The sequence below is a fragment of the Achromobacter xylosoxidans genome, from assembly GCF_002192695.1.
Classification (GTDB): domain Bacteria; phylum Pseudomonadota; class Gammaproteobacteria; order Burkholderiales; family Burkholderiaceae_B; genus Achromobacter; species Achromobacter xylosoxidans_C.
In genome coordinates, this window is record NZ_MTLG01000110.1 from 338,845 (window position 1) to 353,807 (window position 14,963).

Annotated in this window: 14 protein-coding genes; 7 read left to right on the plus strand and 7 right to left on the minus strand. The window is 68.2% G+C overall.

Annotation, left to right across the window (positions count from 1 at the left end; translation table 11 throughout):
• Positions 1-8 precede the first annotated feature (8 nt).
• The 3 genes from BRO63_RS27325 to BRO63_RS27335 form a co-directional block, all read right to left on the minus strand.
• A complete protein-coding gene (locus tag BRO63_RS27325) occupies positions 9-2,090 on the minus strand; it encodes a PIG-L family deacetylase (RefSeq protein ID WP_088142776.1) in 2,082 nt (693 codons plus the stop codon).
• 139 nt (positions 2,091-2,229) lie between these two features.
• On the minus strand, positions 2,230-2,970 hold the full coding sequence (locus tag BRO63_RS27330; protein WP_143219518.1) for a hypothetical protein: 741 nt from the start codon (positions 2,968-2,970) through the stop codon (positions 2,230-2,232).
• Positions 2,971-3,043: 73 nt separating this feature from the next.
• Positions 3,044-3,922: a LysR substrate-binding domain-containing protein gene (locus BRO63_RS27335; RefSeq protein WP_088142778.1), complete on the minus strand. Its 879-nt coding sequence runs from the start codon at positions 3,920-3,922 to the stop codon at positions 3,044-3,046.
• A 110-nt stretch (positions 3,923-4,032) separates the two neighbouring features.
• Here BRO63_RS27335 and trpB point away from each other — a divergent pair, with 110 nt between their 5' ends.
• On the plus strand, positions 4,033-5,241 hold the full coding sequence (trpB, locus tag BRO63_RS27340) for a tryptophan synthase subunit beta (protein WP_088142779.1): 1,209 nt from the start codon (positions 4,033-4,035) through the stop codon (positions 5,239-5,241).
• Complete coding sequence (gene trpA / locus BRO63_RS27345) at positions 5,238-6,023, plus strand: tryptophan synthase subunit alpha (RefSeq protein WP_088142780.1); 786 nt, start codon at positions 5,238-5,240, stop codon at positions 6,021-6,023. Before trpB ends, trpA begins: the two co-directional genes overlap by 4 nt.
• Before the next feature lie 60 nt (positions 6,024-6,083).
• Here the strand turns inward: trpA and BRO63_RS27350 are convergent, their stop codons facing one another.
• Entirely contained in the window at positions 6,084-7,052 is a 969-nt protein-coding gene (locus BRO63_RS27350; RefSeq protein ID WP_088142781.1) for a Bug family tripartite tricarboxylate transporter substrate binding protein, read from the minus strand.
• The gene (locus BRO63_RS27355; protein ID WP_088142782.1) at positions 7,049-7,576 is read right to left on the minus strand and encodes a GAF domain-containing protein; all 528 of its coding nucleotides are present in this window, start codon (positions 7,574-7,576) and stop codon (positions 7,049-7,051) included. The genes BRO63_RS27350 and BRO63_RS27355 overlap by 4 nt, the downstream gene beginning before the upstream one ends.
• Positions 7,577-7,670: 94 nt before the next feature.
• Here BRO63_RS27355 and BRO63_RS27360 point away from each other — a divergent pair, with 94 nt between their 5' ends.
• The gene (locus BRO63_RS27360) at positions 7,671-8,630 is read left to right on the plus strand and encodes a LysR family transcriptional regulator (RefSeq protein ID WP_088142783.1); all 960 of its coding nucleotides are present in this window, start codon (positions 7,671-7,673) and stop codon (positions 8,628-8,630) included.
• Here BRO63_RS27360 and BRO63_RS27365 read toward each other — a convergent pair.
• Positions 8,623-9,813 (minus strand): M24 family metallopeptidase, encoded by a 1,191-nt coding sequence (locus tag BRO63_RS27365; protein WP_088142784.1) that lies wholly within the window; start codon positions 9,811-9,813, stop codon positions 8,623-8,625. The genes BRO63_RS27360 and BRO63_RS27365 overlap by 8 nt on opposite strands.
• A gap of 22 nt (positions 9,814-9,835) precedes the next feature.
• Positions 9,836-10,819 carry a Bug family tripartite tricarboxylate transporter substrate binding protein gene (locus tag BRO63_RS27370; protein ID WP_088142785.1) on the minus strand — a complete coding sequence of 328 codons (984 nt, stop codon included), beginning with the start codon at positions 10,817-10,819 and terminating at the stop codon, positions 9,836-9,838.
• A gap of 446 nt (positions 10,820-11,265) precedes the next feature.
• On the opposite strand from BRO63_RS27370, the gene BRO63_RS34590 reads away from it, so the two are divergent.
• The 4 genes from BRO63_RS34590 to BRO63_RS27390 all read left to right on the plus strand — a co-directional run.
• Positions 11,266-11,439: a c-type cytochrome gene (locus BRO63_RS34590; RefSeq protein ID WP_256943418.1), complete on the plus strand. Its 174-nt coding sequence runs from the start codon at positions 11,266-11,268 to the stop codon at positions 11,437-11,439.
• Positions 11,436-12,695 (plus strand): NAD(P)/FAD-dependent oxidoreductase, encoded by a 1,260-nt coding sequence (locus BRO63_RS27380; RefSeq protein ID WP_088142787.1) that lies wholly within the window; start codon positions 11,436-11,438, stop codon positions 12,693-12,695. The genes BRO63_RS34590 and BRO63_RS27380 overlap by 4 nt, the downstream gene beginning before the upstream one ends.
• A 133-nt stretch (positions 12,696-12,828) precedes the next feature.
• Complete coding sequence (soxC, locus tag BRO63_RS27385; RefSeq protein ID WP_088142788.1) at positions 12,829-14,187, plus strand: sulfite dehydrogenase; 1,359 nt, start codon at positions 12,829-12,831, stop codon at positions 14,185-14,187.
• The coding region (locus tag BRO63_RS27390; RefSeq protein WP_088142813.1) for a c-type cytochrome at positions 14,171-14,963 on the plus strand (793 nt) is incomplete at its 3' end. The genes soxC and BRO63_RS27390, both read left to right, overlap by 17 nt.

Here is a 14,963-nt window from a genome sequence, read left to right on the forward strand (position 1 = left end):
CGCGCCGCTTACCGCAGCTGCGTCGGCGTCGCCGCCTGCGACGCCTGCGTCGGCATGCGGCCCACGCTGAGCGTGCCGGGATCCTCTACAGACGGCCGCACGACCGCCGCCTTATTGGCGTCATTGGCACCCAGCTTGGGCAGGTCGATGGGGCGCGCGGCCACGGTTTCGAAGGGGCCGCCGCCAGCGGACGGCACGCCCTCCAGGGTCAAGCCGCGGGTCCAGTTGCCGTCGTGGCGCGACAGCACCTCGTAACGCTGCGGGCCGCCGGTGGCGCGGGCGACGATGTAAAGCGTGCCGTTGACCAGGTTGAGCGCGGGCGGCGAGGCGGCCTGGGCGTCCAGCTTGGCCGGCCTGCCGTGTTCCACCAGCCAGAGCTGTCCGCCGGCGCGTTCCAGCAGCGCGACCATGACGTTGCCGCTGGCATCGGCGCTGATGGCCGGGCGGCCGATGTAGGGCACGCCCATGTCGGTTGGGGATCCCCAGTCCATGTCGAGATCGCTGGTGTCGCCGGTCTCCATCAGCCGGGTCAGATGGTTGCTGCCGCGCTGGCGGAAATAGAGTTCGACGCGGTTCTGGTGATTGCGGATCGCCGCCAGGCCGCCGGCGGCCTGAGGCGCGGGCACGCGGCGCCAGTCCTGCCATTCGGGGAGCTGGCCCTTGGCGGCCGGCAGTTGGCGGGTGTAATGGAGTTCGCCGCCCGCGGTGATGGCGAATATGACGTAGCGTCCGTCGCCGCCCAGCGCTGCGGCCGGGGAGCCGGTCACGCCTTCCAGCGGCGGCAGGTCCTGCCAGGTGCTCCAGCTGCCGTCGACGCCGGACGGCGTGATCCAAGGCAGCAGGCCGTCGTAGCCCAGCGCCACCGCGGCGGCTTCGCCGCGTGGCGCGACTGCCGGGATCTGGGTCACGCGCAGGCCGCCCAGGGCTTGCCAGCCTTGCCAGGTGCCGTCATGGCGCTGCTTGTTCGCCCACAGGCCACCCAGCGGGTCGCGCGCCATCAGGCCGGCCGTGCCGTCGGCGTGGGTGAACGAGACCAGGGGGCCGCTGGTGCGTCCGCCCAGGCTTTGCCAACGCCGCTGGCTCGCATCCCAGCGGTTGACGGCGCCATTGGTTTCGCCGGCCGCGAACACCACCATGCCGCCGCGCCCGTCCGGGTACAGTTGCGGCGCGATGTCCTGGCGCGACACGTAGTAGGCGCGTTGCACCCAGGCCGCGGCGGGGCCGGCGGGTTCCTTGCAGCCGGTGGGGCCGGCGCAATAGTGGTAGTCGTTCCAGGCGTAGTGCTGGAAGATCAGTGACTTGCTGGCGATCTCGGCCTGGGTCAGATTGGTGGCGCGTTCCTGGCTGGGGTAGTCGACATAGCCCATCTCGGCATAGTTGCCTGGCGCGCGCAGCATGGCTTCGCGCGCCAGCCGCGCGCTGGCGATATGGTCGGGATGTCCGTGGCCGGCGCAGCGCCAGCACAGCTGCGTGTAGGGCACTGTGATGGTGTCGTCGAGGTGGCGCACCGTGGTCGGCGCGTACTGGCGGATCAGGTCGGCCAGGGTGTCGATCAACTGTTCACGCGTGTAGGACTCGGCATAGGGGCCCAGCGTGTCGACGTTCTGGCCGGGCACGGATTCGGTGCGGCTCAGCGGCGTCAGGCTGCCCCAGCCATTGCCCAGCCAGGGATCCTTCAGGCGCATGTGCCACAGCTGCACGCGCGGATTGCCTTTCAGGGTGAAGCGCGCGATGCGCCGGCCGCCCGCGGTGCCGGCGTCCTCTTTCCATTCGTCAGCTTGGCGCGCCATATAGGCGTAGGCGGAGCGCACGCCGCGCTCGCGTCCCAGCATGTAGCCTTCGCCTTCGCCGGCATCGCTGGCGGTCAGGTAGACCAGCCGCACGCAGCCGCCCGCCTGGATGTTGGAGGCGATGTCGGGGTTCATGAACAGCAGGTCGTCGTCCAGGTGGGCGACGAAGGCCATATCCTTGATGCCGTGGCATTGCGCCAGCGTCGGCGGAGCGGCGTACGCTTGGGCGGAAAGCAGAGTGGCGACGGTACAGAGTAGCGCCCGGCCAACGGGGCGCAGCAAGGCCAACAAGACGGACATAACGAGGCGCAGCAGAAAAGGCGCGGCGCGTAAGGGGTATTGAGGTGGGACCAGTATAGCGGCGCTGGATTGCGATAATTGGGGGCGGTACAGGCCGCGCCGTGGACCCGTTCTGGCGCCGCGCTGCCGGCCCGGCGCGCTAGCGGTCCGGCTTGTTGGCTGCGGCCTTGTCGGCCCGGTACGGGCTGAGATCCAGCCCCGCCTGCTGGAAGCGCCGCACGACCATGGGCAGTTGCTTGCTCTGGGCCGCGCCGTCGACCGCCTGGATGGCCTGGCGGCAGGCGTCGATGTCCTTCGGGCAACCGTGTCCGGGCGCCAGCAGGCTGGCGTACACCGATATGTTGACGGCCAGCTGGGACACCTGGACGGCGGTCGGCTTGCCCAGGTAGAAGTCGTCGAGGTCGCGCTTCAAGCGGGCCGCTTCCTCCTTGCCGGCCAGGGCGCCGTCGCGGCAGTCCATGAAGGTGGGGGAGCCGTCGACCAGTTCCATGCGGCGGCATGCCAAGGCCAGGCGTTGGGCGGGCAGGAGGCCCGCGGGCAACAGGGCCCGGACCGTCGGGGCCCCGGCGGTAGCGAACGACACGGTCTGTCCGTCCATGCTCTTGCCTGCGTCGACCGCGCCCGCGATCAGCATGGTTAGCTCCAGCTTTGCCGGAAAGCGCGCGGTCGGTCCGTTGGCATAGGCCTGGGACACGGCTTCGGCGGTTGCGGCCGGCAGGCCGAGCCGCGCGCCGATGAGGCTGCCGCCGCCTTGCATGTAGGTCGCGAGTTCATCGCGCAGCACGGCCTCCAGCACCGCCGCCTCGGTGGCGGAAAGACTGTAGGCGGCGCTGGCCAGCGTGGGGACCAGCAGGCCCAGCATTGCGCAGAGCTTTTTCATCGGCATGTTTCGGCGGTGTGGTTGGGCGCGCCAGGGTAACCGGTTTCGGAATTCCGCTTGCGCGCGGGGCATGTCAGCCGGCGTCCGCGCTGGCCAGCAGCCAGTCGCGCAAGCGCTCGTGCGCGGCGTCGGGCCGGGCCGCATCCTTGCGCAGGCACAGGCTGAAGGCCGCGCCGCTTTCCACGAAGTCCAGCGGGGCGGCCAGCCTGCCCCGGTGCAGCTCGGACTCCACCAGCACCGCGGGCGCGATGGCCACGCCCAGGCCAGCGGCGGCAGCTTCCAGCATGTGGCCCAGATGGTCGAACTCGCGCCCCGGCTGCCGCGGGGCCAGCGCGACGTCCTGGAGCGCCGCCCAATCCTTCCAGGCGTCGGGCCGTGAACTGGTGTGCAGCAGCGGCATATCCAGCACGTCGGCCGCATTGCGGATACGCGTGGCCAGGGCCGGGGTGCAGACCGGGCCGATGGTTTCGGCGAACAGCGGCGTGACATCCCAATCCTGCGGCCAGGCGCGTCCGGCCAGGATCAGCGCGTCCACGCGCTGCGTGTTCAGCAAGGCGGCGTCGGCGGCGGTCTGCAGCCGGACGCGGATGTCCGGATGCAGCGCTTCGAAACGTTCGAGCCGCGGGATCAGCCAGTTGGAAAGAAAGCTGGCCGGCGCGCCCACCGCCAGTTCCGCCGGTTGCGTGCTGCGCTTGAGCGCATCGCAGCGGCGTTCCAGCAGGTCGAAGGCGTCATGGGCTGCGCGTTGCAGGTCGAGGCCCGCCACGGTCAGGTGGACGCGCCCGGCGCGGCGCTCGAACAAGGCGCAGCCCAGCCATTCTTCCAGCTGCCGGATCTGCTGGCTGACCGCGCTGTGGGTCACGCAGAGTTCCTTGGCCGCCAGCGTGAAACTGGCCTGGCGAGCCGCGCTGTCGAAGAAGCGCAGGGCATTGAGGGAGGGTAGTCGTCTCATTGCTGTTAGCTGTTCTTACATGAATGATAAACAAATCATTGATTCAAATAAGTATTTTGTGAAGATAGCATAAGGAAAATTCTTTCTATCCCGTCACGGAAAACTTGCCCATGCCATCCGCCATCCATCCGGCCGCACCCGACAGCCGGGGCCAGTTCGGCCCTTACGGCGGGCGCTACATGCCCGAAACGCTGGTCCCCGCCCTGGACGAACTCGAACGCCAGTTCAAGGCGGCGCTGTCGGACGAGCACTTCTGGCAGACCTATCGCGGCATGCTGGCCGACTATGTGGGGCGGCCCAGCCCGCTGTTCCTGGCCCAGGGTGTTACGGAAGAGCTTGGGGGCGCGCAGGTCTATCTCAAACGCGAAGACCTCAACCACACCGGCGCGCACAAGATCAACAACTGCCTGGGCCAGATCCTGCTGGCCCGCCGCATGGGCAAGCGCCGCATCATCGCCGAGACCGGCGCGGGACAGCATGGCGTGGCCACCGCCACGGTCTGCGCCCTGTTCGGCCTGCAATGCGTGGTCTACATGGGCGCCGAAGATATGCAGCGGCAGTCCGTCAACCTGCGCCGCATGCGCATGCTGGGCGCCGAGGTGCGCGCGGTGCATGCCGGCACCGCCACGCTGAAGGACGCGATGAACGAAGCCTTGCGCGACTGGATCGCCCATCCCGCCGACACCTACTACCTGCTGGGCACGGGCGCCGGCCCGCATCCCTATCCCTGGCTGGTGCGCGAGTTCCAGAAGGTGATCGGCGAGGAGACGCGCCAGCAGATCGCAGCCAAGACCGGCCGCATGCCTGACGCGATGGTGGCCTGCGTAGGCGGAGGCTCCAACGCGATGGGCTTCTTCTATCCCTTCCTGGAACTCGCGGACGTGCGCCTGTACGGCGTCGAAGCGGGCGGGCTGGGCCTGGCTAGCGGCGCGCACGCGGCCAGCATCAGCGCGGGCCATGAAGGGGTGCTGCACGGTTGCCGCAGCTACTACCTGCAGGACGACGACGGCCAGATCGTCAATGCGCATTCGATATCGGCCGGCCTCGACTATCCGGGCGTAGGCCCCGAACACGCCTTGCTGCATGACCGCAAGCGCGTGGAGTATGTATCCGTCACGGATGCCGAGGCGGTGTCGGCCTTTCATTGGCTGACGCGCAAGGAAGGCATCCTGCCCGCCCTGGAAAGCGCGCATGCGCTGGCCTACGTGCGCAAGCTGGCGCCGCGGATGGCGCGCAACGAGATCCTGGTCGTGTGCCTGAGCGGGCGCGGCGACAAGGACATGGACACGGTGACTCAATTTGGCGAGGTGGCGGCATGACCCGGCTTGATCACACCCTTGCTGCGCTGCGCCAGGCTGGACGCAGCGGCCTGGTGACCTATTTCGCGGCGGGCGATCCCGATCCCGCCGCATGCCTGGACCTGTTGCGCGGCTTGCGCGCGGCGGGCGCCGACGTGATCGAACTCGGCATGCCGTTCAGCGATCCGGTCGCGGACGGTCCCGTGCTGCAGCAGGCCAATGTCCGCGCGCTGGCCGGCGGCCAGACCTTGAAGCGCACGCTGGCCCTGGTGCGCGAGTTCCGCGAGACGGACGCGCACACGCCCGTGGTGCTGATGGGCTATCTGAATCCCATCCTGCGGCACGGCGTTGAACGCTTCATCGAGGACGCGGCCGCGGCGGGCGTGGACGGCCTGATCATCATCGACCTGCCGCTCGAGCATGCCGACGATATCGGCCGCGCGGCGCGCGCGCATGGCCTGCATCTGATCCGCATGTCGGCGCCGACTTCCGAGGACGCGCGGCTGGCGGGCTTGCTGCGCGACGCCAGCGGCTTCGTCTATCACATCATGCTGGCGGGCACGACGGGCGCGGACCTGCCCGATGAGCGCCGCATCGCGCAGGACCTGGACCGGCTGCGCTCGCATACCCGGCTGCCGGTGGCCGCGGGCTTCGGCGTGCGCTCGCCGGATGAAGCCCGGCTCGTCGCGCGGCATGCCGACCTGGTGGTGGTCGGTTCGCGGCTTGCGCAAGTGCTGGCGGAGCAGGGCGTGGCCGGCGCGCTGGACGAGGTGCGGGGGCTGGCGGCGGCGCTGCGGCAGTGACGGGAGGGCAGCGACAGGACCATGCCGGCTGCGACGGCCTGGTCTTGTCACGAAGACACTTCACTGGGCCTTCAGGTCGATCTCCTTGGCCACTTCGCCCAGGCGGGCAAAGTCCGCCTGCGCGCGTTCCCGGGCCTGTTGCGGCGTGTTGGCGACGATTACCCAGCCCAGCTCCTTGAGCTTGCGCTCGGTGTCCGCGGTCCTCAGGCCCTGCACCAGCGCGCCGTGGAGCTTGTCTATCACCGCATCGGGCGTGCCCTTGGGCGCGGCCAATCCGAACCAGCCTGCAGGCACCAGGCCCGTGATGCCCAGCTCCTTGGCGGTGGGAACTTTCGGATAGGCGTCGAAGCGGTAATCGCTGGTGACGAAGAGCGCCGTGGTCTTGCCTGAGCTGACATACGGGATCTGCGAGGCGGCGTTGTCCATCATCGAATCGATGTGGCCGCCCATCAGGTCGTTGACGGCGGGCGCGGCGCCTTTGTAGGCCACGATGTTCAGGTTCAGCCCGGCCTGCCTGGCGAAGGCGGCCTGCGTCAGATGAGCCTGCGTGCCCAGGCCGGCGTTGGCGGAAGTCAGGCCGGCCGGCTTTTGCCGCGATAGCGCCTGGAATGCGGCATAGTCCTGCGCCGGGAAGTCCTTGTTGACCACGAACACGAAGGGCACTTCCACCGCGACGGAGATGTGGGCCAGGTCGTTCACGGGCTGGTAGCGCAGCTTGTAGATGTGCGGATTGACCGCAACCGTGCCACTGGCTGACAGCAGCAGCGTATAGCCGTCGGGGGCCGCGCGCACCACGTGTTCGGTGGCGATGGAGCCGCCCGCGCCGGGACGGCTTTCCACGATGACGGGCTGGCCCAGTTGCTTCTGCAGCGATTCAGCGATCAGGCGAGTCAGGGTATCGGAGGCGGACCCGGGCGCATACGGATAGACAATGGTGATGGGCTTGGCCGGATAGGCGTCCGCCGCATGCACGGCGGCGGGGCCGATGCACAACAGCAAGGCGGCGAAGTGGCTGCGTAGGCGCTTCATGATTTCCCCTCATGGTTTTGGGTGGTTCGAATAATGTCCTGCACGACGGGTATGGCCAGCGCCGAATACCAGGCCAGCTCCGCGTACATGTCGCGCCGGTACCAGCCCGCCTGGTGCAGCAGGTTCAATGAACCCAGCGTCCGTCCGTTCCAGCGCACCGGCACGTTGACCGCGCTTGCGCAGCCCAGCGATGCGATGAGTTCGTGATCGGGAAAGGCCCGCACGCAGTCCTCGCGGGTCAGGCAAAGGCGGGGTTCTCCTTGCTGCACCACCGCGGCGTAGAACTCGCTGTCCTCGCGTATCGGCTTGCTGCCGCCGGCGGGGTAGGCCGCCGGCTGGGTCGAGAAACAGCGCCGGCTCAGGCCGGCGTCCCAGTCCAGCACCAGCACGGTGAACAGGCGGTAGCCGATGCGTTCCTGTAGCGCCGCGCCCAGCGCGTTCAGGCCGCTCTCGGGCTGGCCGCCTTGCGCCAGGCCGCAAGCCACGGTGTTCAAGGACGAAGGGGAAGAGAGGCTTGCTGGCATGGGGGCATGAGGTCGATTCGAGAGGTGCCCATTTTGTGCGCGAACCCCATAGACAGCCAATGAATAAACCTGAGATATCCATTACCATTTCCGCATGATTGCGCCCCTTACCGAATTGCTCTGGACGCGGCGCTTGAAGCTGCGCCATCTGGAAGTGCTGATCGCCCTGGAAAAGGCCGGCACCGTCACGGCCGCGGCCAAGGCCATGCACATGACGCAGCCCGCGCTGTCGCATTGGCTGAGCGATATGGAAGACATGGTCGGCACGCCCTTGTTTGCGCGCGGCAGGACGCTGGCCCTGACCGAGGCGGGACGCGCGCTGTGGCGTTACGCGACCCGTGTCCTGGGCGACACCGCGCGCACCGGCGAGGAGATCGAAGCGGTCAAGGCGGGCGTGGCCGGACGGCTGCATATCGGCACCATTCTGTCGGCCGCGCCGGTGCTGCTGCCGCGCGCGATCGCCACGCTGCACCAGCGCGCGCCCGACGTGCAGATCGAACTGGTCGAAGGATTGTTGGATCCGCTGATCGAGCGCGTGGCGCGCCACGAGATCGATCTCATCATCGGGCCGCTGGATCTGCGTGCAAGTCGTTCCGGCTTGTGCGCGCAATGGCTGATGACGGACAGCTTCAGCCTGGTGACCCGGCGCGGCCATCCGCTGGCCGGGCTGGCTGCGCCTACATGGGCGGACACGCAGGGCTATCCCTGGATCCTGCCGCCGCCCGGCGTGATGTCGCGGGTCAGGCTGGACCAGGCCCTGGTGGATGCCGGCCTGGCGCCGCCCAAGCCCGCGGTGGAAACCAGTTCGCTGGTGGCCCTGCTGTCCTTGCTGCAGGACAGGGAATATGTCGCGACGCTGGCCAGCTCCGTGGCCCACATGTACGAGCGGCTCAATCTGATCAGCATCGCGCAGGCGCCCACGCGGCTGGAGTTCGGTCCCATCGGCATGCTGTGGGCCGCGGATTCGCCCAGCATCGTGCTGCCCTGGCTGCGCGAGATCCTGCGCGAGGAAGCGCAGAGCCTGGCGCAGGATGGGGCCGGCCAGCCTACCTGACGGTGGCGTACTCCAGCGTCTTGGGCGTGCCGGTCAGCACGCGGGGCGTATCGCCCACCACCACCGTATCGTCCAGGCGGAAGCCGCCGATGCCGTAGGCATAGATGCCGGGCTCGGCGGAGTACACCTCGTTGGCCAGCAGCGGCCGCTGGCAGAACGCCATGTCTTCCGGGTACTCGTGGTGGATGATGCCGACGGCATGCCCGGTGCGATGGCGGATGAAGCCGCCGTAGCCGGCCTTTTCGATCTCGGCCTGCGCGGCGGCGTCCATCATGCAGACGGGGTTGCCGGTGCGGGCGGCGGCGATGGCCGCTTCGTTGGCGGCCTTGGCCGCGGACCAGAGCCTGGCTTGTTCCGCCGAAGGCGTGCCGCAGAACCAGGTGCGTTCGTTCTCGATGGTGAGGCCGTTCAAACGCGGGATGACGATGTTGACCAGCACGTCGCCCTCCTTGATCCGCGCGCCGCAAGAGGCGCCATCGCCATGCGGGGACGCTGAAGCCGGGCCGCTCAGCGTCCAACAGCGGATGACCTCGAATTGTTCGCCGGGGAAGCGTTCGGCGGCTTCTTGCACGAAGAGCGCGGCCATGGCGCAATCCAGTTCCTGCACCAGCCTGCCGGGCCGGATGTTCTCGCGGTACCTGTCCTGTATCCAGTCGGAAATCGACGCGGCGGCCGCCATCACGGCGATTTCCTCGTCGTGCTTCTGCCAGCGCAGCGAGCGGCATTCCGCGGTGGCGCCGCGCAGCGTCAGCTCGGGCAGCAGGCGGCCCAACTGCGCCAGCACCGGGCTGCCGCCTTCGACCGCGATGCGCGAGCGCGCCAGCCCGGCCTGCCGCAGCCGTTCGGCCAGGACTTCCGGAAGCTGCGTGATCAGCGGCAGGCGGTCCGTGACGCGGGGGTGTTCGGCGTAGTAGGTGATGTCGGTGATCCAGACCTTGCCTTGCTCCTGCGAGAAGCGCATGTGATGCGTCGACAGCTCGTTCATCACGAGGAACGGCGTGCCGTTGCGCGGCACCACCGCGAAGATGGGACGCTCCCAGGGCAGGACGTCGGTGTGGAAGTTGGTGGCGAACTGGAAGAAATCCGCCGACGTGAACACGATGGCGTCGACGGCAAGGTCGTCCATCAAGGCAGTCATTTTTTCGTGGCGATAGCGCCAGACGGCGTTGCTGAGCTTGGGCATGTCTTTCCTTTGAGGGTGGCGGTCAGTCGTTGTTCAGGCCGAGTTGGCGTATCAGCGGCCCCCAGGCGGCGCTGTCGCGCGCCACGGCTTGGGCGACCGCCTGCGGCGCGGACGGCAGCGGTTCCAGCTGCAATTCCTGCAGGCGCGCCTTGACTGCGGGATCTTCGAAGAAGCGCCTGGTTTCGGCATTGAGCCGTTCGATGGCGGCCGGCGGCGTGCCCTTGGGCGCGACCAGCGCATACCAGCCCGGCAGCGGAAAATCGGCAATGCCCAGTTCGGCCAGCGTTGGCACGTCCGGCACGCTGGCCGCGCGGCTCGCGCCCACCACCGCCAGCGGAACGACCTTGCCGGCCTTGGCCTGCACGGCAGCGGTGTTCAGCACGTCCGCCATGAGCTGCGTCTGGTTCGCCATGACGCTGGTGAGTCCCGCGGCGGCGCCGTTGTAGGGCACATGGGTCAGCCGGAATCCCTCACGCTGTTCGAGCATTTCCACCACCAGATGCGTGGAGTTGCCCTTGCCCGCGGAGGCGAAGTTCAGGCTCTCGGGATCGGCCTGGGCCTTTTCGACCAGGTCCTTGAACGAACGGATGCCAGCCTGCGGACTGGCGACGAGCAGGAAAGGCGTGTTGACCAGCAGGCTGATCCCGTCGAAATCTTTGGCCGGGTCGTAGGGCAGGTTCTTGTACATGTGCGGGTTGAACGCCAGGTACGAAATGCCGCTGATCAGGACGGTGTAGCCGTCGGCCGGTTGCTTGGCGACGTGGCTGGACGCCAGGATGCCGTTGGCGCCCGGACGGTTCTCGACCACCACGGCCACATTCAGGCGTCGCGACACGTAGTCGGCCCAGAGGCGGCCGATGACGTCGGTGCCGCCGCCGGCGGCCTGCGGCACGACCAGCTTCAGCGGCTTGTCCGGATAGCCGGCGGCCGTGGCGGCCACGGCCGCCAGCAGGCCGCAGGCAAGCCCGGCTGCGCGCAGGCAGCGGGCCAGCTTGGTTCGCAACATGTGTATTTCCCCATGGAATCGTTGAGTGGAGCCGCTGCTAGCGGCGTGCCGCGATGGCATCCGGCGGATTATGGGGAAGGGACTTATTAGTGCCCAATGAAAAAAACTGAGGGATCCATAAGCGTTACCGCATGGGTATCGGCAGTCGGCGCTGGCTTGCACGCGCATCGCAGTCGAGGACATACTTGGCGTCCCCGGGGGACGGCAAGCCAGCCTTGCCGAGCCCGCCGACATTCAGATCCGCCGCATGCGGACATACACGGGAGGGGTCCCCCATCATGCCTGGCCTGCCGTTTCGACCCTCAGCAAGCGCGGCGCTGGCTTGCGCGCTGTTGCCCGCGGCGTGGGGCAGTCCGTCCGTCGCGGCGGGAAGCGACCTGCAGGCGCAGGCCTGGGCGTTTGCCTGTGTCACCTGCCACGCACCCGCGCAGCGGCCGGCATCGGCCATGGTTCCGCTCGAGGGACGTCCCGCCGACTGGATCGCCGCTCGCATGCGCGCGCTCGCGGACACGGCGTCCGACGGCAGCGTCATGGGCCAGATCGCAAGGGGCTACAGCGACGCCGAGATCGTCCGCATTGCCGCCTGGTTTGCCGCGCAGCCCAAGGCGGTAGCCCCATGAAGCGGCGCAGCATTCTGCTGGGCGCGGCGCTGGGCGCGGCCCTGGCCGCCGCGCCCAGCGCGCGCGCCGCCAAGCCGCATGTGGTGGTGGTGGGCGGGGGCTATGGCGGCGCCACTGCGGCGCGCTATTTGCGCTTGCTGGGCGCGGGCGCCGTCGACGTCACGCTGGTCGATGAGAACCCGGCTTTTGTCTCCTGTCCGCTATCGAATCTGGTGCTGGGCGGCAGCAAGTCCATGTCCGATATCACCATCGGGCGGGACGGGTTGGCGCGCCACGGGGTGCGCCTGCTGCGCGACCGGGCGTTGGCCATCGATACTGCGGCCAGGCAGGTCCGACTGGCGAGCGGCGAGCGGCTGTCGTATGACCGGCTGATCCTCTCGCCCGGCGTGGACATGCAGTGGCGGCGGATCGAAGGCATGGACGCGCCAGGCGCGCAAGAACTCGTGCTGCATGCCTGGAAGGCGGGCGCGCAGACCGCGGCCCTGAGGCGCCAGCTGGAGGCGATGCCGGACGGGGGCACGTACGTGCTGACCATTCCGCTGGCGCCTTATCGCTGCCCGCCCGCTCCCTACGAACGCGCCTGCCAGGTGGCGTGGTACTTCAAGCGGCACAAGCCGCGCTCCAAGGTTCTGGTCTTCGACGCCAACGCCGACATCACGTCCAAGGCCGCGCTGTTCCGCCGGGCCTGGGCCGATTCCTACGCGGACTACATCGAATACACCCCGCAGTTCGAAGCGGTCGCGGTGGATGCCGCAGGCTTGCGCGTGCAGTTCGAACTGGGCGAGACGGTGCGGGCGGACGTGCTGAACGTGGTGCCGCCGATGCGCGCCGCGGCCATCGCCGCGGACTCGGGCCTGGCCAAGGCCAACGGCGCCTGGTGCGAGGTGGATTTCCTGACCTTCGAATCGCTGGCCGTGCCCGGCATCCATGTGCTGGGCGATGCGATCCAGGTTGCGCCGGCGATGCCCAAGTCCGGTCACATGGCCAACCAGCACGGCAAGACCTGCGCCGCGGCCGTGCTGGCCTTGCTTACCGGCGGCAGCGTCAATCCGCTGCCGCTGTATGCCAACACCTGCTACAGCTACACCTCCGACCGCGAGGTCATGCACGTGGCCAGCGTGCACCGCTACGACGCCGCGGCGAAGACCATGCTGCCGGTGGCCGGGGCGGGCGGATTGTCGGTGGAACCCAACGCTAGGGAAACTCCCGATGCCCAGGCCTGGGCCCAGGCAATCTGGGGCGACATGCTGGGTTGATCCCTTTGTTTGGCCTCCCTGCCGTCGCCTGGTGTTGCGGCGCAGCGTGTCAACCAGCTTCTTTATGTGCAAAGATAATTTGCATATAACTACAGAAAATAAAGAAGCCGAATGATACCCTCGGAGGAGAAAGGTGGATCGAGAGGCAAAAGTGGGGCGCCTGCGCAAGGCGCCCGAGAATTTCGTGTCCGCGGATCTGGCGCAGGATATAGCCCGCCATGGCCTGGACGACACCCGGCGAGGTTTTTTGCTGCGCAGCTTCCAGACGGCGGGCGCCGCGTTGGCCGCCGGCTTGACGGGCAATGCGCTGGCCCAGAAGGCCGGCGGCGGCGACGAGATGATCCTGACGCCGCGGCCCTGGACGATGTCGCTGGGGCAGCCGGTCGCCGCGCTGCCCTACGGCGTGCCGTCGAAGTACGAAGCGAACCTGCAGCGGCGCCAGTCGCCGGGGCTGACGCGGGTGCCGGCCTCCTCGGTCGCCTTTGCTCCCCTGCAGGGCCTGTTCGGCATCATCACGCCCAACGGGCTGCATTTCGAGCGCCACCATCAGGGCTGGGTGGACATCGACCCGGCGCAGCACCGCTTCATGATCAATGGACTGGTGGCGCAGCCCAAGGTCTACACCATGGACGACCTGATGCGCCTGCCGTCCGTGTCGCGCATCCACTTCATCGAATGCGGCGCCAATAGCGGCCCGGAGTGGGGCAATGCGGCGGTCCCGACGGTGCAGTACACCCACGGCATGTTGTCCTGTTGCGAATTCACCGGCGTCCCGCTTTCGGTGCTGCTGGACGACTGCGGCGCCGATCTCAAGCGCGGGAAATTCGTGCTGGCCGAAGGCGCCGACGGCTCCAGCATGACGCGCACCATCTCGATGGAAGCGGCGCTGGACGACGTGATCGTGGCCTGGGGCATGAACGGCGAAATGCTGCGGCCCGAGAACGGCTACCCGCTACGCCTGGTGGTGCCGGGCGTGCAGGGCGTGTCATGGGTGAAATGGCTGCGCCGCATCGAAGTCGGCGACCAGCCCTGGAACGCCAAGGACGAGACCATCCACTACGTGGACCTGATGCCGGGGGGACAGCACCGCCAGTACACCTCGATCCAGGAGTGCAAGTCCGTCATCACCACGCCGTCGGGCGGGCAGGTGTTGCTGGACAAGGGCTTCTGCAATATCTCCGGCCTGGCCTGGTCGGGCCGCGGCAAGGTCAAGCAGGTCGACGTGTCCGTCGATGGCGGACGCAACTGGCGCACGGCGCGGCTCGAAGGGCCGGTACTGACCAAGAGCCTGACGCGCTTCAACATCGACTGGGTCTGGGACGGCTCGCCCGTCATCCTGCAAAGCCGCGCCCAGGACGAGACCGGATACGTCCAGCCGCGCTCGGGCCAGTTGCGCGAAGTGCGCGGCACGCGCTCCATCTATCACAACAACGGCATTCAATCGTGGCGGGTGGCCGAGAGCGGAGAGGTGAGCAATGTCCACGTTGAATAGCCTGCGTGCCGCATTGGCCTGTACGGGCCTGGGGCTGGCGATGCTGGCTCCGGGCGCAGGCGCGGCGGAGAAATTCCCCGGCGTGGGCCGCGATGCCACGGTGGCGGAAGTGGCGGCCTGGGACATCGACGTGCGGCCGGATTTCAAGGGCCTGCCGCCTGGCAGCGGCACCGTGTTGCGCGGCGGCGATATCTGGGAAGGCAAGTGCGCGTCCTGCCATGGCAGCTTCGGCGAAAGCAACGAGGTCTTCACGCCCATCGTCGGCGGCACCACCGCCGATGACATCCGCAGCGGCCGCGTGGCGGCGCTGGCCGGCAATTCCCAGCCGCAGCGCACCACGCTGATGAAGGTCAGCACCGTCTCCACGCTGTGGGACTACATCCATCGCGCCATGCCCTGGGACCAGCCCAAGACCCTGTCGCCGGACGAGGTCTATGCCGTCACGGCCTACCTGCTGAACCTGGGCGAAATCGTGCCCGAGGATTTCGAGCTGTCCGACAAGAACATCGCCGAAGTGCAGGCGCGCATGCCCAACCGCAACGGCATGACGCGCGAGCATGGTATGTGGCTGCCGACGGACAAGCCCGATACGCAGAATACGGCGTGCATGAGCAACTGCGTCGAGACCGTCAAGGTGACGTCCGAACTGCCGGACTACGCGCGCAACGCCCACGGCGACATCGCGGCGCAGAACCGGCTGATCGGACCCGTGCGAGGCGCCAACACGCTGGCCCCGCCCCTGGCCGGGGCCGCGGGCAGCAATGCCGACGCCGTGC